This window comes from Paenibacillus sp. YIM B09110, from assembly GCF_037167145.1.
Taxonomy (GTDB): Bacteria; Bacillota; Bacilli; order Paenibacillales; family Paenibacillaceae; genus Pristimantibacillus.
This window is the reverse complement of record NZ_JBANSP010000007.1, coordinates 126562-151270: the sequence shown is the minus strand read 5'-3', so window position 1 is coordinate 151270 and position 24709 is coordinate 126562. Positions and strand designations below refer to the sequence as shown.

Here is a 24709-nt window from a genome sequence, read left to right as displayed (position 1 = left end):
CGCAGCAATATGCTGCGGTCGGTTGGTCCCGTCACTTCGATATATCGATAAACCCTTCACCGAACACGTCGCGCACATCATGAATCGTGATGAAAGCATTTTTGTCGGCGGCTTTGACGATTTTCTTGAGCGTGCTGAGCTCCTGCTTGCTAATCACAATATACAGAATCTCCTGCTTGTTCTTCGTGTAATAGCCCTGTCCGTGCATGATCGTAACGCCGCGGTCCATGACCGTAATGACTTGGTCGGCAATCTTCTGATGCTCCTTGGAAATAATCGTAACAGCCTTCTTCGGGTTGACGCCCTCAATGATGAAGTCCATCACCTTCGTTCCAATATAGAGCATGATAATCGTCAGCATGAGCGCCTTCGCGCCAATGATGAAGAAGGAAGAGAATGCGACGATCAGATCGAAGAACAATAGCGCGTAGCTGATGTTCCAGTCCAAATATTTATTAGCGATTCGGGCCAAAATAGTCGTACCTGCCGTGGTGCCCCCGACCCTGATGATCATGCCGATGCCGATTCCGACAAACATGCCGCCGAAAATAGCGTTAACGACGATCTCATCCGATTCGATGCGCCAATGGTCCGTCAGGACGAGGAACAGCGAGTTGCTCGCGACGGCAATGATCGTATACAGCACGGCCGTACGGTCAAGGAAACGATAGCCGACGATCAACAGCAGACCGTTGATTACCAAGTTGACGATGCCAGGCGACCATTCGAACAAGTAGTACAAAATAATCGTAATGCCCGTTACGCCGCCTTCGCCGAGCTCGTTCGGAATGACGAACAGATTGACGCCCAGCGCGAACAGGAACGCTCCGCCTATAATAATGAGTATATCCAGCAGCCTTTTCTTCATCGCGTATCTCCTAAAATAGCCGCAGTTAACGAATAACCGTCTGCTCTTCCTTATCCTTATAATTCAATATGCTGTCCTCCAGCATTTCGTTAATATCCCCGTACTCCTTAATAATATGAAGCTCGCCCCAGTTGCACAGCGAGTCCAGTATCGGCTTCAAGCTCCAGCCGTATTCGCTAAGCTCGTATTCCACCTTTGGCGGAACCTGGTTATAGCTGATTCGGTTGACGATCCCGTCCTGCTCCAGCTCCCGCAATTGCTGGGTCAGCATTTTCTGCGTAATGGCTGGCATTAATCGTTTAAGATCGCTCGTACGCTTCGTCCCATGGGTCAGATGACATAGAATGACGCATTTCCATTTCCCGCCGATCACCTCAAGCGTTGCTTCTACCGATATATTGTACCTTTTTGGAGCCATATCGTATTCCTCCTTGCCTCTATTTCCATAGGTACTTTTCAGTACCTATAGCACTTTTCGGTATCTATAGCACTTGAAAGTACGTACTATCCATCGCCGCGCGATTCATCCATAATAGCATTTACCGGCCGGTCATTACTACTGTGGAGGAAAAACGTATGACAACGAATCAACGAAGAAGTACCTTTGCGCTGCTTGCGTTAGCGATAAGCGCCTTCGCCATCGGAACGACAGAGTTCATCAGCGTGGGGCTGCTGCCTCTCATCGCCGACGACTTGCACATATCGATAACAACTGCGGGATTAACCGTATCGCTATACGCGCTAGGCGTCACGTTTGGCGCTCCGATTCTTACGTCGCTCACCGCCAAAGTATCTCGCAAAACGCTGCTGCTGGCGATTATGATCGTCTTCATCATCGGCAATACGCTGGCCTCGCTGGCGAGCGGTATTGCCGTCCTGCTGATCGGACGGCTCGTATCCGCTCTCGCCCACGGCATATTCATGTCGATCGGCTCAACGATCGCGGCTGATCTCGTGCCGGAGAACCGCAGAGCGAGCGCCATTGCCCTTATGTTCTCCGGGCTTACGGTTGCTACCGTCACCGGCGTGCCGCTCGGCACTTGGATCGGCCAGCAGCTTGGCTGGCGCATGGCATTCGTCGCGATTGTTGCCATCGGCATCCTGTCGTTCATAGCAAATCTGATTCTCGTCCCTTCTGGCTTGCGCAAAGGAGCATCCACTACGATTCGCGATCAGATTAAAGTGATCACTAACGGAAGACTGCTGCTGGCCTTCGCCATTACGGCGCTCGGCTACGGCGGAACGTTTGTCGTCTTCACTTATTTATCCCCGTTGCTGCACGACATAACCGGGTTCAGCGAGAAAACGATTGTCGTTCTTCTGCTTGTATACGGCATCGCGATTGCCATAGGCAACGTTATTGGAGGAAAAGCCGCCAACCGTAATCCTGTAAAAGCTCTTTTCTATATGTTCGCTATGCAAGCCGTTATACTGCTTATCCTAACGTTCACCGCGCCATTCAAGATTGCCGGGCTCCTGACGATTATTGCCATGGGCTTGCTGGCATTCATGAACGTGCCGGGGCTACAGCTCTATGTTGTGATGCTGGCTGAGCGCTATACGCCAAAGTCCGTCGATGTCGCCTCCGCCTTCAATATTGCCGCATTCAATGCAGGCATTGCGATCGGCTCCTATCTTGGCGGCGTCATTGCCGGAGGCATCGGCATCATTCATACCGCATGGATCGGGTCCATTATGGTCGCCGGCGCAGTCGTCCTAACCGGCTGGGTTCGTAAGCTTGAGTCAACCGACACGAAACAAGGAGAGAAGCTGCGCGCTTCCGCATAAATCATATAATTAGAGAGGATGTATCATTATGACTACAATAACTAATTCAATCACAAATTTGCAATCTACGACAACATTGAGCAACGGTGTTCGCATGCCTTGGTTCGGCCTTGGCGTATTCAAGGTAGAGGAAGGCGCCGAGCTCATCGAAGCTATCAAAGCAGCGGTCAGGCATGGCTACCGCAGCATTGATACGGCTGCCATCTACGAGAACGAAAGCGGAGTCGGTCAAGGCATTCGCGAAGCGTTAAGCGAAAGCGGCTTGTCGCGCGACCAACTCTTCGTCACTTCCAAAGTATGGAATGCCGATCTGGGCTACGAGCAGACGCTCGCCGCGTTCGAGACGAGCCTCGCCAAGCTCGGCCTCGACTATCTGGACCTCTACCTCATCCACTGGCCTGTCGCAGGCAAATACAAAGAAGCTTGGCGAGCGCTTGAGACGCTTTACAAGCAAGGAAGAGTAAAGGCAATCGGCGTCAGCAACTTCCAGATTCATCATCTGAAGGACTTGATGGAGACAGCCGGGATCAAACCGATGATTAATCAAGTCGAGCTGCACCCATTACTGACTCAGCAGGAGCTTCACAGCTTCTCCAAGGAGCAAGGCATTCAGCTTGAGGCCTGGTCGCCGCTCATGCAAGGACAGCTGTTCGAGCATCCCGTTCTGCAAGAGGTCGCCGCTAAGCATGGCAAGTCCGTCGCCCAAGTCATTCTCCGCTGGGATCTGCAGCGCGGCATCATCACGATACCGAAGTCGACGAAAGAGCAACGCATAATCGAGAATGCGAATGTGTTCGACTTTGAGCTTACGAGCGGTGATATGGAGCAGATCGAAGCCTTGAACGAGAACCGTCGTGTCGGCCCGGATCCGGACAACTTCGACTTCTAAAGCATACAGCGGCAGCACATCAAATACGGCTCGCTCCGGCTTGTCATAATTAAGCCGTTGCGAGCCGTATTTGATTTCATCCTGCGATTATTGCAACGATTCCAGACGCTCGGCGAGGCGATCCCATGTTTCTCTGATGCCTTGTTCCATACCCATCTCGATAACGGTTTTAACTGCTTCCTCCGAATCGAAACGCGAACGGCTGATTACTTTTGTCTTGCCGTCCAGTTCCTCGAACACCAACGATACATGCGATGGAGGCATGCCCTCCGCCTCGTTGCCTTCGGCATCCGAGAAGTAGTCTACATATACAATCTTCTCTTGATCCACGATCTCCTCATAGACAGCTTTGCCCCATGATTCAAAACCGAAGAAGTCGCCTTGCGCCTCATCGATACACTTCATACAGTAATGCCATACACCGCCCGGACGAAAATCAATATTGCAAACCGTCAGCGTCCAGCCGCGCGGCCCCCACCAATGCTTCAAGTGCTCCGCCTCGGAGAATGCGCTGAACACAAGACACTTTGGCGCGTTGAAGACACGCTCCATCACAAACTCTTGACCTTCTACCTTCGTCAGCATTTCATTCGTCATTTTACAATTCCTCCTAAAGTTAATTTGTCGTATCGTCCTCGTTCTTCGCTTGCAGCTTCTGCAAATAAAGTTCTAAGTTGTCAAAGCGCTCTTCCCACAATCTGCGGTAGTCGTCCAGCCACTTATCCATTGCTCGAAAAGGCTGCTCCCGCAGCTTGTAATGCCGCCGATTCGCATCCGCCTGCACCTCAACCAGTCCTGCCTCCAGTAAAACGCGCAAATGCTTGGACGCCTGGGGCTGCCGAAGCGTTAAACGTTCAGCAATCTCCCCTACTGTCAAAGGCCCGGCTTGAAGCAGCTCTACAATTCGCAAGCGGTTCGGCTCGGAAAGAGCGCTAAATGTTGTTGTATCCATACAAATTACGTTCCTTTGTTGTTCAGTCGTTAACCTATCCTGCACCATTAATATACTTCAAATTGAATATTCCTGTCAAGGAATATTCAATGCAAAAGAAGACCCCAAACGATTGCTCGCTTGAGGTCCACCCTCCTGTTGCCTAACTCTAGCCTCTTTTCTTGCGCGTCATAACATCGAAGATAACTGCTGCGGCAAGCACGCCGCCACGAATCATGTACTGGTAGGAGACGCCAACGCCGAGCAGGTTCATGCCGCTCGAGAGTGACGCCATAACAATTGCGCCAATAATCGCGCCTGTTACTTTGCCGACACCGCCTGCCGAGGAAACGCCGCCGACATAAGCCGCAGCAATGGCGTCAAGCTCGAACAGCGTACCCGCCGTTGTCGAAGCCGATTGCATGCGCGCGGTGAACAGAATCCCAGACAGAGCAGACAACATGCCCATGGATCCAAATACGATGTAGGTAATCTTTTTAACGTTAATACCTGTAAGGTGAGCCGCTTCCGGATTGCTGCCAACGGCGTAGATATGTCTGCCTAGTACCGTCTTCGTCGTCAGGAAGTGATAAATAGCAACCACGCCAAGCATAATGATAACCGTCCAGGAGAAGCCATTGTAACCCGCAAGAATCCAAGTAATATAACCAATAATGAAAGAGATGAAGATCAACTTGACTGTGAACAAGCCTATAGACATAACTTCGAATTGGTACTTCATCTTGTTCCTGCGCTGGGTAATTTCGCTATAGATGTAGAATACGATGCATAGCAAGCCCAGGAGCAGTGATAGCACATGCAGGCCTCCTACTTGAGCAAGCGAAGGAATGAAGCCATTGCCGAGCGCATTAAAGAAATCGTTATCTACGTTGATCGTTCCCGTCTTTTCAGTGACTTGCAGCAACGCGCCTCGGAAAATAAGCATAAAAGCCAAGGAAGCGACGAACGATGGGATGCCGATCTTAGCTACGAGCACGCCGTTGAATAACCCGGCTACAACGCCAAGAACCAAAATGATCGGAATGGTCAAGTACACCGGCACTCCCATTTGGGTCATTAGGATCGCTGCGATCGCACCCATGAATCCGGCTGCAAAGCCGACGGACAAATCGATCTCGCGAATGACGATGACAAGCGTCATGCCGACAGCGAGTACGGCGATGTACCCCGTAGCGTCGAGCAGGTTACTAATATTACGTGATGACATAAACAACCCGTCCGTCATAATCGTAAAGGTAAGCATAATGACAAACAGCGCAATATACATGCCGTAGTCACGGATATTCACTTTGACAAGCGACTTCGCTTCGTTAAAAAGGTTCATTGGTCTTCCTCCTATTGCGTTGCAAGCTGCATAATGTTTTCTTGGGTAGCCTCTGCGATCGGCAACTCGCCTTTCATCTTGCCTTCAGCCATGACGTATATGCGGTCGCTCATGCCAAGCACTTCTCCGAGCTCGGACGAGATCATAATAATGCTCATTCCTTCGCTGATCAGCTTGTTCATAATCGTATAGATTTCGAACTTGGCGCCTACGTCGATGCCGCGCGTCGGCTCATCCAGGATAAGCAGCTTCGGTCCGACGAACAGCCATTTGCCGAGGGACACCTTCTGCTGGTTGCCGCCGCTCAACTTGCCGACGATTTGCTCCACGGAAGGAGCTTTGACGTGCATCGAGCTCTTATACTCGTTCGAAATTTTCACTTCTTCGTTCTCGTTTATGACCCCATTCTTGGCAATCCCGCTTAGGTTAGCCGCAACGACATTGCTTTTGATATCTTGGGCCAAGAACAAACCATCGCCCTTCCGGTCTTCGGTTACGTATGCGATACCCGCTTTGATCGCATCGCTTGTATGCTGGAATTTCGCGGGCATGCCATCCACGAATAAGTCGCCCTGCAGTTTATAGGACTTGGGATTGCCGAAGATGCTAAGAGCGAGCTCCGTACGTCCCGAGCCCATTAAGCCGGCTATGCCGACGATCTCGCCTTGTTTAACATGAAGATCAACCTTTTTAACAACGTTTCGTCCTAACTTTGGATCGTAAGCGGACCAATTGTTAAGCTCCAAGATTTTATCGCCGAACTTTTTGTTCGTTCTCTTCGGATAAATGTCGTCGATCTCGCGACCGACCATGTTTTTGATAATCGCGCTTTCGGTTATTTCGCCCTTCGATGCATCAAGCGTGCAGATGGTGCGTCCATCGCGAAGGATGGTTGCCCGGTCCGCTATGGAGATGACTTCTTTCAACTTGTGAGAAATCATGATGCAGGTAATGCCTTGTTTCTTCAGCTCTCTCAGCAGCACAAGCAGGTTCTCGCTGTCGTTTTCGTTCAGCGCCGCGGTCGGCTCATCTAGAATAAGCAGCTTGACGTATTTGCTTAACGCTTTGGCGATTTCAATCAATTGCTGTTTGCCGACGCCGAGGTCCTTGATCAGCACCTCCGGATTGACGTCCAATCCAACCTTCTGGAGCATTTGCTTCGCCTGAACGATCGTTTGGTTCCAATCGATGACTCCGCCGCGTTTCACTTCGTTGCCCACGCTAATATTTTCGTATACGGTCAAATCCGGGAATAACGCCAACTCTTGATAAATAATGGCGATACCCGCCTTCACGCTGTCGCTGATCCGCCCAAACTGCTGCACGCTGCCCTCGTACACGATATCGCCTGAATACGTGCCGTGAGGATATACACCGCTTAACACCTTCATCAGCGTGGACTTTCCGGCACCATTCTCGCCGATCAGGCAGTGGATTTCGCCCTCTTCCACCTTGAAACTGACATCAGTGAGCGCTTTGACTCCCGTAAATTCCTTGGAGATGCTCTTCATCTCCAATATATATTCGCTCATTGTTATGCCCCCTTAACCTAGCAGCCGTTACAATTGCGGAATAGTGATAGCCATGGACTACCACTATCCCGCTTGTGCTATGCTTTTGTCTTATTCCAGGCCTGTGAAGTCTGCCGCTTTGTAGTAATCCGATTCAACAAGCTCTGCTTTTACGTTCGCTTTGTTAACAACGATAACGTCTGTTTGTTTAGCCGGCACGTCGATCTTGCCGTTTTCGTACGAACCTGTCGTTTCAGGCGATCCGCCGTCCAGCAGCGTTACCGCCATGCCCATTGCGTCTTTAACCAGCGTACGAACGTCTTTGAATACCGTCATGGACTGTTTGCTGTCGATGATGTATTGAACGGAAGCTTTCTCCGCGTCTTGGCCGGTTACGACGAAGCTCGATACCGCGCTGTCGGAACCGAATACGTCCGCGATGGCGCGAGCCGTGCCGTCGTTTGGAGCAAGAATCAGAACATCGCCTTTTGCGTTAGCGGCAGCGGATGTCAGGTGAGTTTGCGCTTTGTTTTTAGCTTCGTTCGGATCCCAGTTCGTTGTAACTTGGCCGATGATTTTGCTTAGCTCATCGCGGGACAGTTCAGCTTTGTCTTTCAGAGCAACCGCTTCGCTGGAGTTGGCGATAGCGAATGTGCCGTCGGCGATTTTTGGCTGCAATACTTTCCATGCGCCGGCGAAGAATAGGAATGCGTTGTTGTCGGTAGCTGCGCCAGCATACAGGTACAACGGTTGGCCTGCGCCTTTTGCATTGTCCACCAGGTATTTCGCTTGCGCCGCGCCTACCGCTTCGCTATCGAACGTAACGTAGTAATCAACCGCGTCCGTATCCGTGATCAGACGATCGTATGCGATAACTTTGATGCCTTCTTTTTTCGCTGCTTCTACGGCTGCGCCAGCGGCTGCGCCGTCTTGAGGACAAATAATGAGGACGTCGATGCCTTTGTTAATCAACGTTTCTACGTTTTCTTTCTCCTTAGCGGAGGAGCCTTGGCTGAACAAAATTTCTGTCGTATATTTCGTGCCGGATAGCGCATCCTTAAAACGTTGCTCGTCTTGCACCCATCTTGGCTCATCTTTGGTCGGCAATACGATACCTACGCTTACGTCGCTTCCGCCACCGCTTCCGTCTTTGCCGCATGCCGCCATGATTGTAGCGAACACCATCACAACTAGCAGGAGAGAAATCGCTTTAAACTTTTTATTCATTTTTTTACCCCTCTCAAATGTGTTTCTGCTGTTTACAGGTCAAATATATCACCAAAACCGATTCATGAAAGCGCTATACAATAGCACTCTTTTATAACCTTCTATACTTTTTTAAGGTGAGTCTTGTCCGTTGTTAGGTTCTAAACTTGGAGACCGTGAGCTTCAGCTCGGCTACCAGCTCCACGAGTCTGCTTGCATGCTCGGACACTTCCTCGATGGATTCCGTCTGCATGTCCATGGAGGATGCGATCTGCTGCGTGGAAGCCGTCGTCTGCTCGGATACGGCAAGTATCGTCTGTATCGACGCGACTACTGTTTCCTTTTGCGCTTCGATGCTTGCGATTGTACCCCGCTCTCCTTGCAGGCGAGACTGCATTCGGCCAAGCGAATCGTTCATGCTGCTCATGGCTCGGCTCACCTCGGACACGGCTATCCGCTGCGTTTCGTTCATCGCGTTCGTATCGCCGACGACGGAGACGAGACCTTCCGTTTGCAACAGCATCTCGGAGATGGTCGCATGAATGCTCTTCGCCGATTGCTTCGCCTGAACCGCCAAGTTGCGCACCTCGCCCGCCACGACAGCGAAGCCTCTGCCGTGCTCGCCGGCCCTAGCGGCTTCGATCGAAGCGTTGATAGACAAAATATTGGTCTGATCCGTAATGGCGAAGATCGCTTTCGCCACGGAAACAATCGATTGCGACTGGCGGCTTAAGTGGTTCACGATGTCCGAGACCTTTCCGAAAGCCTGCTCCAAGCGGGTATACGAAAGCTCGAGCTGCTCTACTTGGCTGTTGCCGCTCTTGAGATCGCGGCTGGATTCGGCAAGCACCAGCTTGATGTCGCCGGACTGACCGATGAGCGTCTCGATCTCTCGGCTTAGAACATGAACAGCTTCGGAGCTTTTCTCGATTTCGGTCGAGGTGTGGGAAGCGCCGCGCGCGATTTCATCTGCTGAACGGGCAATCTCGACGCCCGAGGTCGCATTCTCGCTTGCGATGGTCGTAACGAAGCCAGCCGTCTCTTCCACCGCCTGCACGCTGAGTTCGACTTTCCTTATCAAAGCGCGCATGCTGCCAAGCATCGTATTGTAACTGGTCGCCAGCTCGCCAATCTCATCTGCTTTCGCATAGCTGAACTCCGACATCAAGTCGCCTTCCGCGGTCTTAGCAATAGTCATTCGAAGCGAATTAATTGTCTTCAGCAGCCCCGTCGCGATTAAATAAGCAGCCAGCGCTCCGATGGCGAGACCGATGACGAGTGCGATCAAGCTAGTGCCCACGAACGTGAAAAGCTTGTCGCTCAGTGCTTGTTTGTCCACAAAGGAAACGACGCTCCAATTCATCGAATAGACGAACGAGACCTCTCCTTTATACCGGACATCCTCCCATTCCATATCGATATCGCTTCTTTGGCCTGCCGCCACGTCCGCCACCCAGCCGAAATTCCGCTTCATTTCGACCGGCTCGGTGAGCGCGTCCGGTACGCCGGGTATGCTGCCGCTCGCGTTCGGATCAATGTTCGTGCCGTCCAAGCCTTGCATGAACGAGGAAATGATTAAGCCCTGGTTATCGTAGATGACCAGCTTGTTGTTCCCGAACTTCTCGTTCGATTCCCGCAGCAGCCCAATTCCGTTCAAGTCGATATCGAAGCCCGCCACGCCGTACAAATCTTCCCCGAGCAGCACGGGCGTTACGATCGAAACCGTCATATTGCCCGTTATTTCATCCAGTCGTACGTCCGTCCAAGTTGTATCCTTGCTCTGCAAGGCAAGCTTATAGTGAAGCATCTCTCTTGCATCGCCCGATTGGCCTTTCTCGTGAGTCGTCAACTGCTGCCCTGTCGACGCGAGGATGAAGTACGCCCCGAGCAGCGAATGATTCTGAGCTTTCACATCCTGCAGCATGTTTGCGATATCCTGATTCGAATGACCGGAGCGGCGGCTCATTCGCCCAATTTCTCCCGCCATTTGCTCGATCGCCTTCTCGTATTGCTCGGCGAACATCCGGAGCTCTCTGGTAGCGCTTTCAACTTGTGTCGCGTTTGCCTTTGCGAACGTCTCTGCAAGCGAAGCCTGCATAGTGCCGAAGTTCATCGCGCTCGAGCCTATCAAGGACAACAGTATCGCCGCCGAGATCAGACCCATCCACTTGACCCGCAGTGATCGCCTGTTCATGCGAAACCGAACGATTTTACGGAAATTAAAATTCCACCCTCGCGTCTTCCTCATCTGACTATCCCCCGCCTAATATTTGGGTTGTTGTTCGTTCTACCCAAATATTACTCGAGTTGCTTGGATACCCGCTTAACAATTAAGATGATAAATTTGTGTTGCCTAGTATTTTTTTGTGCAGGCTGTCGATTCATTCGGCTCTATAGCGGTGTGCTCGCTTTTGAATGGATTTGATACAGTCAAAAGCCTAGGAAGTAGCAAATTTCGGGGTTTAATTGGAATTTGTGCAGTCAAATGGACGAATAAAGGTTACTCGGCGCTATAACGCTGGTTTTGGCTGTATAAAATCCACTCAAAAGTAAATTTACAGACGATCTGGATGATTAGACTGCATGAAATACAGGCAAACGTAACATTAGTAAGCCAAGTTTCCGGTTTACACAGAAAAGGACCTCAACCCTTCACGGCGAGGTGAAGGCTGAGATCCTCTTACAACGTTATTCCGGCTGCGCGAACCTGTATACGTCCTCCTTGGCGTGGAAGCCGTCGGCAATAATGGTCGCGTCCAGGTTCAGCCGATCTACGGCGATCGGCGACAGCAGCACGGACGGCACCTCGATCTTGCCGTTATTCACCTTCCGGTCGGCGTGCGGAGTCTCCCCCTTGGCCATCATGACGGCAAGCTCTGCCGCCTTAAGCGTCAGCGCATGGATCGGCTTATACACCGTCATCTCCTGAGTGCCTGTTACAATACGTTGCGCGGCAGCGAGATCCGCGTCCTGTCCGGCGACCGGAATTTTGCCGGCCAGTCCTTGCGCTTCCAGCGCTGCGATAACGCCGCCCGCCGTCGCGTCGTTGGCGGCGATTACCGCATCGATCTGATTGTTGTTCGCCTTCAGCGCCTCTTCCATATTGGCTTTGGCGTTAGCCGGCGTCCAATCCTTGGTCCACTGGTCGTAGACGACCGTAATGTCTCCGCTGTCAATGAACGGCTGCAGCACGTTGAACACGCCTTCTTTGAACAAGTGGGCGTTGTTGTCCGTCTCCGCTCCTCCGATATACACATATTTGCCTTTCGGCACAAGCTTTGTGATCGAATTGGCCTGCAGCTCGCCGACCAGCTCGTTGTCGAAGGAGACGTACAGATCGATCTCTGCATTTTTGACCAGCCTATCGTAAGCGATAACCTTCACCCCGGATGAATGGGCCTTCTTCACAATCGCTGCCGTGGCCTCCGCATTATGAGGCACGATGACGAGAAGATCGATGCCATGGCTGATCATCGTCTCCGCCTGCACGATCTGAAGCGCGTCGTCTCCGTTCGACGCACTGATCTCGACCTCAACTCCTAGAGCTTCCACAGACTCCCGGAACAAATCCCGGTCCTTCAGCCAGCGTTCCTCGAGCAGCGTATCCATGGAAAAGCCGATCTTGATCGGTTGCTCCACGGCGGTCCCAGAGCTCCCGCCCGCTTCACCTCCGGGTGATACCGGAGAGGGAGAAACGACCGAGTTCGACGCGCCCGCACTTCCATCCGCATCCGCGCCAAGTCTGCCGTCGTCGCCGTTATTGTCGCAAGCGGCTACGGCTAAGACGATAACGATCGCAAGCAGAGCCGGCCTGACTCGCATCCATATACGCTTCACGCTAATCGCTCCTTCTCTGCCGTCAGCTCTCATCGTCGGTCAACTTTCTGCCGCCGAGCAGCGTCTTGCGGTATTCCTTGGGCGAGACAGAGCACATCTTCTTGAACACCTTGCTGAAGTAGTTCGGATCGTGATAACCGACCTCGAACGTAATTTCCTTGAGGCTCTTCTCCGGATCGGCCATCAGCTTCTTCGCTTTTTCGATGCGGCATTCCGTTAGGAAGTCGATGTAGTTGATGCCGAGCTGGTCCTTGAACATTTTGCTAATGTAGAACGGACTAAGTCCCACTCGTTTCCCGATAGCGTCGAGCGAAATATCCTCTTGGGAATGCTCCGCGATATACAGCTTGATCTGCTGGATCGTGTCCGGCTCCACCTGTTCGTAGTGCTCCGCGTAAGACTGCTTCATGCGATCCAGCAAACGTCCGGTTTCGGCCCGCAGCTGGCGGCCGTCCTGAGACTGGAAGGAGAACAGCGGCGTTTCCGCCTCGATGCCCATCTCGCTGAGCACGCGAGAAGCCACCCACAGCAGCTCGAGCACGCGTTGCTGCGTCTGCATCAATTCGGCGCCTTCGTTCTCATACTGCTGGATAAAGTCCATGACGCCAGCCCGCACCTGGTCCCATTGTCCCAGCCTGATCTGGTCGAAGAACTGCCTCTCCCGCTGCTTGGCCAGCTGGCCGTCAAGCACGGCGCCCAATACGGGCGTGTCCTCATAAAACCGGTATTTGACCGGTAGCGACGTATCCATCGAGGCTATTAGCGATTCTTGGTAAGACTGGCGAATGTGCTCGAGCGATCCCGAAACGTTGCCAATGCCAACGAACCAGCCCGCAATGGCGTCCTGCTTCGCAACGGATAGAATATCGCGGGCGAGGGAGATCGCTTGGGTACGGTACGAGCGCTCCGGATCGCGAACGACGATAACGGGCAGCTGACGGCCGTAGAGCGCTCCGACCAGACCGCCTCCTGCCTGCCTAACCTTCTCCTTCACCGCTGTATAGAATGGCTCCGCGCCTGCGGGCAACAGCACGAGCATGACGAACATTTCATTTGCCGTTCGGATGTCAAGGAGGCCGACCAGCTCGTCGACATGCACGTCGTGCACATGGTCGAACAGCAGCTGCGTCACGACGTCCGTCTCAATGAGCGGCAGCGCCTTCTGCAGCGAATTCTGCTTCATGCGGTCTTCTTCGATCTCCCGGAGCACCTTCCCGACCGTGGCAATAATTTCGCTTGCCTTGCTTGGCTTGAGCAGGTAATCTTTCACGCCAAGCTTGATCGCCTGCCGAGCGTAATCGAACGCGTCATACGCCGTTACCATGACATATTTGATCCGAGGATGCTGCTCCTTGATCACTTCCACCGCTTCCAGACCCGTCATGCCCGGCATTTTGATATCCATTAAAATCAAGTCCGGCTCGAACTCCCCTGCCATTTGCACCGCGATCTTCCCGTTCTGGGCTTGCGCGATGACTAGATCCGGGTAGCCCTTACGCAATATCGCCTGCAGACCTTCGCGTTCTATTTGCTCGTCATCTACGATCAGGAGCTTTATCATAGGTTTCGATTCCCCTTGTTTTCGGTATTTTCATAATGACCTTCGTGCCGCGCCCGCTTCCGCTTTTAATATCAATTACGTCCTCAAGGCCGTAGAACAGGTGGAGCCGTTTGACGACGTTGCTCATGCCGATGCCCGTCGAATGTCCTTCCGCCTCTACGGCATGCTCCGCTAATATGCTTTGGATTTTTTCCTCGGTCATGCCCGGGCCGTCGTCTTCGATCTCGATCGTTATTCGCTCTTCCCCGTCGATGACTCGAAACCAGATATTGCCGCCTTCCTCTTCGGGCTCGACCGCGTAAATGACAGCATTCTCGACGATCGGCTGCAGCGTGAGACCTGGAATTTGCACGTACAGGCATGACTCGTCGAGCTCTATGTGCAGCCTTAGCCGCTCCGTGAACCGCGCTTTTTGAATATCGATATACTGGCGCATCACTTTCACTTCATCGTACAGCGTCACGGACCGATCCAGTCGCTTCAGATTATAGCGCAGCAAGCCTGCCACGCTAACAAGCAGATCGCTTGTTTCCTCTGAGCCCTCCAAATAAGCTTTCTTCGACAGCGTATCGAGCGTGTTGAACAGAAAATGCGGATTAATCTGGCTCTGCAGGCTGCGAAGCTGACTCTCTTGAAGCAGCAGCTTGTTCTGCTGCAGCTCGTTCTCGAGCTGCGCCTTCTGCTGGATTTCCGAGATCAAGTTATTAATGTTGATCCTCATCCGGTCGAACATCTTCGCGAGGAAAGAGATTTCGTCGTTGGACTCCACTTCCACTACCAGGTCGAACCGCCCTCTGGACAGCTCCTTGGCCGCTTGGGTCAGCTTCAGTACCGGACGCGTAATGCTCAAAGAGAACCAGTACGTGAAGACGAGCAGGAGGAACGTAATGAGCATGAGAAGCCAGACACCCAGCTCCCTGAGCTCCTTGGATTGCTCAATAATGCCGCGGTAGAAGCGATCATAAGTCCTCAGCTCGGTATCGATCAGCGTCAGCGTCATCTCGGAGATGTACTTGGAGATGCGCGTCGCCTCCGTGAACGCCTGGGACGAGGCCTCCGTCTCCTTCTCCGATTGGAAAATAAGCGATCGGTCCGTCGTCTCGACGAGACTGTCGATTAGGTTCATGTAGCTGGTTAAGACAAACGCATTCTCGGCATTGCGAAGCATATTGACCTCGTTCTTCGCCCCTAAAATACTCTCCCGGCTCTCGTCCAGCTGGGTCAGGTTCGCATCACTCGGCGTCATCAGGTAGTTATTCAGCGACGTAATGATCTGCTGGCTTGCCGTCGTCACCTCATTCATGCGAAGGTAGCGCTGCAAAATGTCATTGTACCGATCTTGCGTCTTCTGGTTGTAATAAGTAAGCGCTATCCATATCGTCGCCATAAAAAACAGCACGATCGCCGCCAGTGTCCATATTTTTTTCTGAATGCTGATGTTCATCGCGCTTCCATCGCCTTCGCCATCCGAATATCGGTGAGATAACCGTTCATATCAAGAGGAACCGTCTCGCCGCTCAACCACTCCATCATCAGTTTCACGCTCAGCTCGCCCATCCTCTCGGGAGATTGCTCGATCATCCCGTCCAGCTTGCCCTGCTCGAACAGCTCTTCCGACTCGCGCCCGTCATCGAATGAATAAATATGATACGGCCCGATCTGCGAGCGCCTGCCGATCTCATGCAGCATCGCGCTGGCCATGCCGGCGTTCACCGCAATGAAAGCATCGGCGTCCGGTACCCGGTTCATCAGATCCTTCGTCGTGGCAATGACCTGCTCCCTTGTCGCCTCCGTTTCGGCGTAAGCCGTCCGAACATCCTTATAATCCTTCAAGACGTCTTGTATGCCGGCCAGCCGCTGCTTCTGATAATACTCCTGATAGGTGTCTCCCAGCAAAATGACGTTGCCCGATTGCCCCATATCCGCAAGCAGTTGCTTTGCGATCAACTGCCCCGCCGCGTACTGATCGGAGCCGACGTAGGTTCTTCTCAAGCTCTCCGCCATCGGCACGTCGTTAGCGACCGTAATAATGGGAATGCCGTAGAAGGCCGCCTTAATTTTCGTCAGGCTCTTGAACTCCTCCGCATCGAGTCCCTGCACAATGATGCCGTCCACTTTGGAGTCGATCGCGATTTCGATTTTTTCCAGGAATTCTTCTTTGTTTTTCCCGTAACTGCCCCATACCTCAAGACTCGCTCCGTCCTTCCGCGCCTGCTCGACCGCGCCGTGGCCAACCTTGTCCCAGAACGTCGTCTCCAGCTCCTGTGTGATGAGCACTAGACGATATTCGGTCTGCTTTGGGATCTCCGTCTGCGGCAGCCGCCAATCAGAACGAAAGGCTTTGCCCGCTGACACGAAGGTAAAAAAACATAATGTAAGACATACAATGCCTAGTAGAACCATCACCATTTTGCGCAAGAGAAGCGTCTCCTTTGTTCGAGCCTAACATCTAGCATCATCATATCCATGAATAGGAAAATGTTCAACTACGCTTATGTTATTTCGTCTTTTAGTCAAAGCAAACAAGGGATGCCCCGCAAGCAGCGGAGCATCCCTTGTTCTATTCATGCATGCATGCTGCTACTCCTCTTCCTCCTCCGTTACGATAATGCGACTCGTATTAGACAGCAGTCCCGCCCTGAAGCACGAGGCGCCGAAGCGGAATTCGAAGAAGACGACCGCTTGGTTCTCGATGAAATCGCCTGCCGGCTCGAACAGCACTCTAACCCGGAACGAAAGCGTGCGCGTTACGCCCGGCCCGATCGTGCCTAAGCCCACGCCCACCTTCGGATCCATTTGCCTGACGCCGTCGACGACCAGACTGCCCGATACGAATTGCAACTGATTAGCCAGCTTATCATAGAAAATAACATTTCCCGCTACGATATCAGTCGAGTTATTGCTTATGGATATATGATATTGATAGCTTTCTCCTACTTTAATAGTCTGTACGCTCGCCGTCTTAGTGAATGTCGCGAAGTCGGAGGCTCTAATCTGTACAATTGGGTTCACAATCGTATTCGACTGGAACGTCCGTGTCGAGAGTGTGCCGTCTGCAAGCAAGAAGCTCGCCGTCGCCTGTGCTGTATTCGTGAATGAGCTTCCGCCCGTTACCAAAGCATCGAAGCGAACGAATACCGCCTCATTTTGCGGAATAGGACCGAGATTAATGCCCGTATTCGGATTCGCCTCAAGCCTCACGACATCATCAACAATAACAGTGCCAGGTATGAAGATCAGATTCGGCGACAGGACATCTTGCAGCGTCGTTCGAACCGATATCGCATTGCCGTTATTGACTGCGAACAGACTTAACGTAATGCGTTGACCGATGAACAAAGTTACGTCGAGAAAGGTTTTGGACAGCAGCAGATTCGGCGACTGCGGTTGGACCGCACGGATTACCGTTACAAGTGCCGTGTTGACAATAGGCTGTACGGTGCCGCCCATGAACGGTATCGTTACCCCCGGGAGCGGCGGCAAGGTAATACCTGGAACCGTTACCGGCTGATTGAGCACGACAACGCCTCCTGCTATCGTTAGCGGCCCCAGGCCCGCATTGTCTCCCGGTGCCGGCGTAACTCCCGGCTTGAACACGGGAAGAACAGGCAGTAGCATGCCGTTCACCGGCGTTACGCCCGGTATGCTTGGAATGGCGATCTCCTTCGGGCTGCAAGTCGGAACGAGCGTGCCCGGAGGAACAGTAACAACAACACCGTTGTTCGTAATTAGCCCCTGCGGCGGAAAACCTGCGACAAACACCTGGAATTCTATTGTAACCGTTTGGCCGACAGCAATCGTCCCGATCACAAGCTCCGAGCCAATGTCCACGCCGCTGAATCGACCGCCGTCAATGAACACACTCGACGGTATGACGATAATTCCCTCAGGGAACACATCGGTTAAGATCGCTTCGCCAGGCGCCGTTCCCGTATTCGTTATCGTTATCGTATACGTGATCGTATCGCCTATTTGGGCGGTAGTCACGCTCGGCGTCTTCGTTCCGACAATGTTAGGCCCCGTTATGACAGCCGGCGTCGTTGTCGTCGTACTCGAAGATGATGTGGAGGAGGTCGTCGATGTTGTGGAGGTTGATGTTGTTGTCGTCGTAGTCGATGTCGTTGTAGTCGTCGATGAGGTAGGTTCAACTACCAGTCCCGGCAAGCAGCCCATGAAAGGAATATTATGCGCCTCAAGCGTGCCCGACACATTCGTCAGCGAGGCCGCAACGATCGTTCCGTTAATGTTGCCAAAGCCAATCGCTTCCCAGTCCGCATAAGGCGCAAGCACGGAGCCTGTAATGGATAAGTTTTCGTTGAACGCTCTTGTCGCCTGATAGAAATTCCATAGAATCGTTGCTCCGTCTTCACGCGTGGACGTAACGCCATTGCGGAAGATTGTATAGCTGCCGAAGCCGACATCGGTTCCTCCAACGTTAATCACTATGGTTGACCCAGCCGGGGCCACGATGTCGATGCCATTCGCCGTATTGAGGCGAAGGCCGTTGCCGTCGACATTGTCTCCGTTGAACGTGAACACGTTGAATGCAGGATCGGTTGCTGTTAACACAATTTGGCCAAAATTGTTCGCTACCGTTCCGTTCGGCGTTACAGCCGACAGATTGAGAGAAAGCGCTGCGAGCTCTTGCTCTGCTAAGTCAAAATCGATAGGTGTTCCGACTAAAGGCTGATTCGGAACGCCATTGTTGTTGGTCATCGTGTAATTAATAATTTCGCTGTCCGGATAGATGACCGTATTTCCCGCGAAATTCGTTCCTTGCGAAACATTAATGTTTCCTTGAACGATTAGATCCGGCCGTGTCGTTGACACGGGCAGCGTATCGCCGATGCCGTAGCCGGTGTAGGTAGCCGTCCCTCCAACGGCAACGCGTCCCTCCGAATCGACGAACGACTGGGTATGATCTCCGAATACAAATACGTTAAAGTCATTCGCGATGCCTAAATTCACACAAGCCATCCTCTGCGCCCCTCCTCCATCTTGAGGTCAATTCCTAAATGTCATTCCATGATGTGTATGCATAAAGAGCTAGTCTCAAACATACATGAGTATGGACTTTAAAAAATTCGCAAAGAGGGAGTCTTCGATGAGGGTTGCAGTCCTAACGATGTTCAACGGACTTGCCAAAACCTATTCTCTCGTCAGCGTCGTCGAAGAGCATCTGCATATGCTGCTCGATGCAGGCGTAAAAGTGAAGCTGCTCGTCAGCCAAGATTGTCCGGATTCCGAGCGCTTCGGCATCTTCGCCGATGATCGGCTGGAATGGGTGAAAATTACGAATCGGCTGCACGGACAGCAGATACATTGGATGGATTACTCGCAGCCGACAGGCAGAGTTCATGAGGCCTTCTACGATGAAGCGGAGACGATTGCCGAGAGCTTATATGAAGCGTTAAAGGATGAGGACGTATGTATCATGCACGATATTTTGTATCAAGGATGGCATCTCGTTCATAATGTAGCGGTTCGGATCATGCAGCGGCGGCTACCGAATCTTCGATTCCTCGCCATGAGCCATTCCATGCCGATCCCAAGGCCGGCTCGTATGGTCTGGCCGCTCTCGGCGCGGTATACCCCGTTGCCTAACACGACCTACCTCTACCCGACACAATCCGGACTAGCCGCGCTTGCCCGGCAGTACAACGTGCCGCTGGAGCGCTGCCGCGCCATCTCCAATTGCTGTAACCCGTACGCTGAATTCAGCCAAGAGCTGCAGCAGCTAGCCGCGAAGACCGACCTGCTGTCGCCGGATATCGTGGCCGTCTATCCCGGGCGGCTTACTCCCGGCAAGCAGCAGAACAAGGCTGCAGCCTTAGCAGGGGCACTCGCCGCTGCCTCCGGCAAGCGTGTAAAGCTTGTCTTCTGCGACTTTCCCTCGCTCGATATTGAGGCCGCTGCATTCAAGCGAATGATTGTAGAAACCGGTATACACAGCGGAATTCGCAAGGAAGACATCGTGTTCACTTCCGATGCAGGCTGGCCTGACGGATTTCCCCATCGCAGCGTCATGGAGCTGTTCACGATCAGCAATTTGTTTATTTGCCCCTCCTACTCCGAATCTTTCGGATTGATCGTGCTAGAGGCAGCCAGTCGCGGTAATTTCATCGTGCTGAACGAAGCCGTTCCCGCTTTGGAGGAGCTGGGCAAGCAGCTCCATGCCTACTTCATGCGTTGGGATGCTCGGAACATCGGCTATGATACCCAGGAGCACTATCACCCTTCCGAGCGCCATTATATGCGGGAGCATGCCGCGGCCATAGTGGGCCAGATGGAACAAAACCCTGTTCTCCATGCCAAAACTATCGCCCGTCAGCGCTATAATCCCGAATGGATTTGGCAGCATCAATTGAAGCCGCTGCTCGAAGAGGTTTGAGCGAACGACAAAGGACGCCCCCTGCGAGGGGCGTCCTTGTCGTTCGCTCGTTATTCCTTTATGCTTGCAATCGCCGCATCAAGAGCACTGACTACTTTATCACACCAAACATCGAACTCAGGGTCCTCCGTCTGATACTCCGGATGCTCCAAAATATATTGGATCGTCCTCTTAATGCCTTGATCAAGCCGCGTTGTCGCAACGAATTCCGGCACGAGCCGCTTTAACTTGGCATTATCGAACACAACGGTATTCGCTTTATCCCCCAACAAGCCGCCTCTGAAATCTTCATTGCTGCAAGCGTCAAGGAAGGCCGACGATACGTGAACCGCATTCAGCTTCACGCCTAGCGCATCGGCGATAATCTCGTAGATTTGATTCCACGTCACCGACTCATCGGACGTAATATGGACAGACTCGCCTATCGCATGGATGTTGCCCATCAATCCGATGAATCCTTTGGCAAAATCGCTATTATGCGTCATTGTCCACAACGACGTTCCGTCTCCATGAATAATGACCGGCTTGCCTTCCAGCATCCGTTTCGCCACCTGCCACGAACCTTTGCTACCGTGCACGCCAAGCGGAATCGAACGCTCATCGTACGTATGGCTTGGTCTAACAATTGTAATCGGGAAGCCCTGCTCTCGATATTGCTTAATCAAGTACTCCTCGCAGGCAATTTTATTACGGGAATATTCCCAATACGGATTGGACAGCGGAGTTCCTTCCGTAATTCTATAGTCAGATAACGGCGTCTGATAAGCAGAAGCCGAGCTAATGTACATGAACTGTTTCGTCTTGCCGCTGAACAAGCGATAATCCCGCTCGAGCTGCGACGGTACGAAGGCGATAAATTCCGCGACGACATCGAAGCTTAAATCCTCGATTAGCGCAGCTACCCGCGCTTCATCGTTAATATCGGCTTGCAGCACCTTCACGCCGGCTGGCAGCCCTTCGTTTCTTGAACCTCTGTTGAGCAGGTACAGCTCGCAGCCTTGATCCAGCAGTTGTCTCGTAATGGCGGAGCTGATAATGCCCGTGCCTCCAATAAATAACGCTTTCATTTATTCGCACACCTCCGAAGTATAGTCGGGTCTAGCGCCTCTCCTGCATATCGATGCATATGAACAGGCGTTCATAAACTTATTCGACGTTACTGCTGCAAACCCTCCCTCTCTTGCAAGGGTTAACAAAGAAGCGGCTATCCCAACACGGACTGGGAAAATGGAGCTATGTTGGATTTGCGCAGCAACTTTCCGAGGTTTGGCGCCTTTCCGGGAGCTATAATGGATATTTGCATTAACTTTTTCCATTAAACTTCTTTAACAGCTTCTTAATTCGAAAGTTAGTGCAAGAATCCAACATAGCATTCCAACCATGCTCTCATCCCGCAAAGTTACTGCAGATATCCAACATAGCTAGCTCATCGCATTAAATTGAACGAAGGAGGTACCCCTAAGCCTATCGCTTGGGACACCTCCATCTTAACGACCAGCCTCATATATTACGCTTTCTTCTGTGCCGTAGAGAACTGAATAGCCGTTCCGTTAATCACATTGCGAAGCACATTTCGGAAGACAAAGGCTGCTACATTGTTGTAGTTGCTGTAGAAATCCGATAAGTCGTCATTGAAGAACTGCACGACTCTCACCTTGAACACGGGATACACGAACGTATTGCCGAAAGGCGTCCTGGCCGCAACAAAGCTGAACAGCTCGTTCGTGCGAAAGGCAATTCGATATAGCGCAACAATCTTAGCCGGGGTAAGTCCTGTCGTGATTGGACTGACGATTTTGCCCCCCGACTTCACTCTCACCGCAACTCTCGTATTGCTGAACGACTTCGTGGACAATAACAGTGTTGCAAGCGCCTTCGCTTTACTCAGACCGCATACCTCCAGCGTGATCTGAAAACTGCCGTCAGGAAGCTGTACCATAGGCTCGACCGTTACTAGCCGGTCCTTGCCCACGGAATACTTGATCTCGCTCCAGAAAGTCGCTTCTGGCGGAGACAGCGAGATACGGACCTTTTGACGTAAATCCTTTGTCATATGAACCCTCTCCTCCTCATGTTATCTATCATTTTATGGAAGAGAGAGTGATTAGGAACTGCATGGGCCTAGTCCTGAAGGAAATAGGTTGCAGACGTTCTATAGGGTGAAAAATGAAGGGAACTCGCTCCGCAGCTCATAAGGATCCTGCTCTTGGAAACGATGAATGCGCTCCCTCTTAACCTCGTTGGCTTGTCTATATTGGCTATATGCTCTGTCCGTAAGGAATGTTCTCGTCCACTCTTTGGGAGATTCATAGTACTCGATAATTTCGTTATAAGCGAAAGGTGAAATCAACTGGAGCTCAAGCGCCTCAGCGAACAGCGGCTTGTCTACTAGCAGCGGTGATGTGACCTGGACCCCGCGACTTGCGAGCCGTTCAAGGCCGTCCTTGCTGCGGACAGCGACCGTCAGCGTCTCCGTAAGCGTTACGCCCGCCTTGTCCAGCATCGGAATCCAACGGTCCACATAACTGCTGGCTAGATTGATAATATCGGCTACGTGAAGCACGCGCTGGTCCGTTAGCTCGGCCTCGACTTTCTGGCCCTGATGATCTGTAATCCATATATCTCCGTTTTTGAACAAGAAGATATGAGGAAGTCCCAGCCTGCGCGCAACCGGTATGGAGAAAAACCAATCTCTTCGCTCTCCGCCCGATATGTATAATGGCAGGACGGCTTGCTCCGACAAGTAGAACTCGGCTAGCGCATCGATGGCCGCTTCATACTGCTTATCCGCTTGCAAAGTCTGCTCGATGAGCGCAATGATCTCCTTAACTTGGTTATCTCTCGGCTGCGATTCCTTCAATATGCTCGTGATGCGAGCCAAGACTAACTCCGCTTCCTTTGCTCCTGCAATATTTTCCGTGTTGATGTAGAATGGGCCAGGGTTCCCGGAAGTGTACCAAAAAGCATCGTCCTCCTGGCCTGCTCGTACTGCAAGCCCCTTCGTTTCGATCAATCTCGCAAGCAGTATACTAGTAGCTTTCATCCTGTCCTGAATCGACATCCTCATTCCCCCTTCAATTCGCCTCGACTATTGTACTATAAATTGGAAAAGAGAGCATTATACGATATATAAAAATGTGGACACTCAAAAGGATAATTTCATCGCTATATTCTTGTAAGGTACTTAACATTTTGATGCGGAAAATGGTACACTAAAGCTATTCAGGAGGCGATTATCAATGTCCAATGAGACAGTTAATATGGAAATAGGAATTAGTACATTTCTAGAAACGACACCGGATCCGTCAACCGGGATCGTCATCAGCCATGCGGAAAGAATCCGCAATGCGGTGGAAGAAATCGTCGTGGCCGATCAAGCAGGCCTTGACGTCTACGGAATTGGCGAGCATCATCGCCCCGATTACGCGGGCAGCGCTCCGGCCATTATATTGGCCGCGGCAGCTTCGGTAACGAAGCGGATACGGCTGTCGAGTGCCGTCACCGTTCTGTCGTCGGATGATCCCGTTCGCGTATATCAATCCTTCTCCACGCTCGACGCGCTCTCGAACGGACGGGCCGAAATTATGGCAGGCCGCGGCTCGTTCATCGAATCGTTCCCGCTATTCGGTTACAGCCTTGACGACTATGACGCGCTATTCGATGAGAAGCTCGAGTTGTTGCTTAAGATTCGCCAGTCCGAGAAGGTATCATGGCCCGGCGGCGGACTTCGTCCCGCTATCGACAATCTCGGCGTATATCCGCGATCCGTTCAAGAACCGCTGCCGGTATGGATCGCCACAGGCGGCAATCCGGAATCGGCCGTTCGCGCCGGAACGCTTGGGCTGCCAGTCGCATTCGCGATTATCGGAGGCATGCCTGAGAGCTTCGCACAACTCGTTGCCTTGTACAAGCAGGCAGCCGAACGTGCCGGTCACGATCCGAGCAAGCTGTCGATCGCAACGCATTCCCACGGCTTCGTCGCCGACACGAATGAGCAAGCGGCCGACTCCTTCTTCCTGCCGACCGCGAGACAAATGAACGTAATCGGTCGCGAGCGCGGTTGGCGCGGCTCTTATGACCGTGCTGCATACGACGCCGCACGAAGCTTAAGAGGCGCATTGTATGTCGGCGATCCCGAGTACGTTGCAGAGAAGATCGTTCTCCTGCGCAAAAATCTCGGCATCACCCGCTTCTTCCTACATGTCAACGTCGGCACGATGCCGCATAAGGAAGTGCTGCACGCTATTGAGCTGCTAGGCACGAAAGTTGCCCCTATCGTTCGCAAGGAAATTGCGCGCATGGAAGGAACGAACTAAAGAGAGAAGGTCGCTTATAGCATGTCTATAAGCGACCTTTCATTTTGCCTGTTGACAGCTTCATTC

Annotated in this window: 20 protein-coding genes; 4 read left to right on the top strand and 16 right to left on the bottom strand. The window is 52.2% G+C overall.

Annotated elements, in window-relative coordinates; genetic code table 11:
* Positions 1-31: 31 nt before the first annotated feature.
* Both V8F51_RS12990 and V8F51_RS12985 read right to left on the bottom strand, forming a co-directional pair.
* Positions 32-868, bottom strand: coding sequence for a YitT family protein (locus tag V8F51_RS12990; RefSeq protein WP_337100693.1), 837 nt, complete (start codon positions 866-868; stop codon positions 32-34).
* Positions 869-893: 25 nt separating this feature from the next.
* Positions 894-1286: a winged helix-turn-helix transcriptional regulator gene (locus tag V8F51_RS12985; protein WP_337100692.1), complete on the bottom strand. Its 393-nt coding sequence runs from the start codon at positions 1284-1286 to the stop codon at positions 894-896.
* 158 nt (positions 1287-1444) lie between these two features.
* On the opposite strand from V8F51_RS12985, the gene V8F51_RS12980 reads away from it, so the two are divergent.
* Entirely contained in the window at positions 1445-2656 is a 1212-nt protein-coding gene (locus V8F51_RS12980) for an MFS transporter (RefSeq protein WP_337100691.1), read from the top strand.
* A 28-nt stretch (positions 2657-2684) separates the two neighbouring features.
* Positions 2685-3545: an aldo/keto reductase gene (locus tag V8F51_RS12975; RefSeq protein WP_337100690.1), complete on the top strand. Its 861-nt coding sequence runs from the start codon at positions 2685-2687 to the stop codon at positions 3543-3545.
* Positions 3546-3632: 87 nt separating this feature from the next.
* On the opposite strand, the gene V8F51_RS12970 is transcribed toward V8F51_RS12975, so the two are convergent.
* The 11 genes from V8F51_RS12970 to V8F51_RS12920 form a co-directional block, all read right to left on the bottom strand.
* Entirely contained in the window at positions 3633-4142 is a 510-nt protein-coding gene (locus V8F51_RS12970) for an SRPBCC domain-containing protein (RefSeq protein ID WP_337100689.1), read from the bottom strand.
* 19 nt (positions 4143-4161) lie between these two features.
* Entirely contained in the window at positions 4162-4497 is a 336-nt protein-coding gene (locus V8F51_RS12965) for an ArsR/SmtB family transcription factor (RefSeq protein ID WP_337100688.1), read from the bottom strand.
* A 148-nt stretch (positions 4498-4645) separates the two neighbouring features.
* On the bottom strand, positions 4646-5821 hold the full coding sequence (locus tag V8F51_RS12960) for a sugar ABC transporter permease (RefSeq protein WP_337100687.1): 1176 nt from the start codon (positions 5819-5821) through the stop codon (positions 4646-4648).
* Positions 5822-5832: 11 nt separating this feature from the next.
* Positions 5833-7353 (bottom strand): sugar ABC transporter ATP-binding protein, encoded by a 1521-nt coding sequence (locus V8F51_RS12955; protein WP_337100686.1) that lies wholly within the window; start codon positions 7351-7353, stop codon positions 5833-5835.
* A gap of 90 nt (positions 7354-7443) precedes the next feature.
* Complete coding sequence (locus V8F51_RS12950) at positions 7444-8559, bottom strand: sugar ABC transporter substrate-binding protein (protein ID WP_337100685.1); 1116 nt, start codon at positions 8557-8559, stop codon at positions 7444-7446.
* Positions 8560-8692: 133 nt separating this feature from the next.
* Positions 8693-10732, bottom strand: a complete 2040-nt coding sequence (locus tag V8F51_RS12945; protein ID WP_337100684.1) for a methyl-accepting chemotaxis protein — start codon at positions 10730-10732, stop codon at positions 8693-8695.
* Between the two features lie 494 nt (positions 10733-11226).
* Positions 11227-12375, bottom strand: coding sequence for a D-xylose ABC transporter substrate-binding protein (gene xylF, locus V8F51_RS12940; protein ID WP_337100683.1), 1149 nt, complete (start codon positions 12373-12375; stop codon positions 11227-11229).
* A 22-nt stretch (positions 12376-12397) separates the two neighbouring features.
* The gene (locus V8F51_RS12935; protein ID WP_337100682.1) at positions 12398-13936 is read right to left on the bottom strand and encodes a response regulator; all 1539 of its coding nucleotides are present in this window, start codon (positions 13934-13936) and stop codon (positions 12398-12400) included.
* Positions 13911-15380, bottom strand: coding sequence for a sensor histidine kinase (locus V8F51_RS12930; RefSeq protein WP_337100681.1), 1470 nt, complete (start codon positions 15378-15380; stop codon positions 13911-13913). The genes V8F51_RS12935 and V8F51_RS12930 overlap by 26 nt, the downstream gene beginning before the upstream one ends.
* Positions 15377-16354, bottom strand: a complete 978-nt coding sequence (locus V8F51_RS12925; RefSeq protein WP_337100680.1) for a sugar ABC transporter substrate-binding protein — start codon at positions 16352-16354, stop codon at positions 15377-15379. The genes V8F51_RS12930 and V8F51_RS12925 overlap by 4 nt, the downstream gene beginning before the upstream one ends.
* Before the next feature lie 162 nt (positions 16355-16516).
* Complete coding sequence (locus tag V8F51_RS12920; protein WP_337100679.1) at positions 16517-18913, bottom strand: choice-of-anchor A family protein; 2397 nt, start codon at positions 18911-18913, stop codon at positions 16517-16519.
* Between the two features lie 127 nt (positions 18914-19040).
* Between V8F51_RS12920 and V8F51_RS12915 the strand changes: the two genes are divergently transcribed.
* Entirely contained in the window at positions 19041-20327 is a 1287-nt protein-coding gene (locus V8F51_RS12915) for a glycosyltransferase (protein ID WP_337100678.1), read from the top strand.
* A gap of 50 nt (positions 20328-20377) precedes the next feature.
* Here V8F51_RS12915 and V8F51_RS12910 read toward each other — a convergent pair whose 3' ends face one another.
* The 3 genes from V8F51_RS12910 to V8F51_RS12900 form a co-directional block, all read right to left on the bottom strand.
* Positions 20378-21394, bottom strand: a complete 1017-nt coding sequence (locus tag V8F51_RS12910; protein WP_337100677.1) for an SDR family oxidoreductase — start codon at positions 21392-21394, stop codon at positions 20378-20380.
* A gap of 440 nt (positions 21395-21834) precedes the next feature.
* Positions 21835-22380, bottom strand: a complete 546-nt coding sequence (locus tag V8F51_RS12905) for a hypothetical protein (RefSeq protein WP_337100676.1) — start codon at positions 22378-22380, stop codon at positions 21835-21837.
* Between the two features lie 99 nt (positions 22381-22479).
* Positions 22480-23388: a hypothetical protein gene (locus V8F51_RS12900; protein ID WP_337100675.1), complete on the bottom strand. Its 909-nt coding sequence runs from the start codon at positions 23386-23388 to the stop codon at positions 22480-22482.
* A 199-nt stretch (positions 23389-23587) separates the two neighbouring features.
* Here V8F51_RS12900 and V8F51_RS12895 point away from each other — a divergent pair, with 199 nt between their 5' ends.
* Positions 23588-24643 carry an LLM class flavin-dependent oxidoreductase gene (locus tag V8F51_RS12895; RefSeq protein ID WP_337100855.1) on the top strand — a complete coding sequence of 352 codons (1056 nt, stop codon included), beginning with the start codon at positions 23588-23590 and terminating at the stop codon, positions 24641-24643.
* Positions 24644-24709: the final 66 nt, after the last annotated feature.

Coding starts and splice junctions, on each gene's coding strand:
- V8F51_RS12990 (WP_337100693.1), bottom strand. CDS start 868: ATGAAGAAAAGGCTGCTGGATATACTCATTATTATAGGCGGAGCGTTC.
- V8F51_RS12985 (WP_337100692.1), bottom strand. CDS start 1,286: ATGGCTCCAAAAAGGTACAATATATCGGTAGAAGCAACGCTTGAGGTG.
- V8F51_RS12980 (WP_337100691.1), top strand. CDS start 1,445: ATGACAACGAATCAACGAAGAAGTACCTTTGCGCTGCTTGCGTTAGCG.
- V8F51_RS12975 (WP_337100690.1), top strand. CDS start 2,685: ATGACTACAATAACTAATTCAATCACAAATTTGCAATCTACGACAACA.
- V8F51_RS12970 (WP_337100689.1), bottom strand. CDS start 4,142: ATGACGAATGAAATGCTGACGAAGGTAGAAGGTCAAGAGTTTGTGATG.
- V8F51_RS12965 (WP_337100688.1), bottom strand. CDS start 4,497: ATGGATACAACAACATTTAGCGCTCTTTCCGAGCCGAACCGCTTGCGA.
- V8F51_RS12960 (WP_337100687.1), bottom strand. CDS start 5,821: ATGAACCTTTTTAACGAAGCGAAGTCGCTTGTCAAAGTGAATATCCGT.
- V8F51_RS12955 (WP_337100686.1), bottom strand. CDS start 7,353: ATGAGCGAATATATATTGGAGATGAAGAGCATCTCCAAGGAATTTACG.
- V8F51_RS12950 (WP_337100685.1), bottom strand. CDS start 8,559: ATGAATAAAAAGTTTAAAGCGATTTCTCTCCTGCTAGTTGTGATGGTG.
- V8F51_RS12945 (WP_337100684.1), bottom strand. CDS start 10,732: ATGAACAGGCGATCACTGCGGGTCAAGTGGATGGGTCTGATCTCGGCG.
- V8F51_RS12935 (WP_337100682.1), bottom strand. CDS start 13,936: ATGATAAAGCTCCTGATCGTAGATGACGAGCAAATAGAACGCGAAGGT.
- V8F51_RS12930 (WP_337100681.1), bottom strand. CDS start 15,380: ATGAACATCAGCATTCAGAAAAAAATATGGACACTGGCGGCGATCGTG.
- V8F51_RS12920 (WP_337100679.1), bottom strand. CDS start 18,913: ATGGCTTGTGTGAATTTAGGCATCGCGAATGACTTTAACGTATTTGTA.
- V8F51_RS12915 (WP_337100678.1), top strand. CDS start 19,041: ATGAGGGTTGCAGTCCTAACGATGTTCAACGGACTTGCCAAAACCTAT.
- V8F51_RS12910 (WP_337100677.1), bottom strand. CDS start 21,394: ATGAAAGCGTTATTTATTGGAGGCACGGGCATTATCAGCTCCGCCATT.
- V8F51_RS12905 (WP_337100676.1), bottom strand. CDS start 22,380: ATGACAAAGGATTTACGTCAAAAGGTCCGTATCTCGCTGTCTCCGCCA.
- V8F51_RS12900 (WP_337100675.1), bottom strand. CDS start 23,388: ATGTCGATTCAGGACAGGATGAAAGCTACTAGTATACTGCTTGCGAGA.
- V8F51_RS12895 (WP_337100855.1), top strand. CDS start 23,588: ATGGAAATAGGAATTAGTACATTTCTAGAAACGACACCGGATCCGTCA.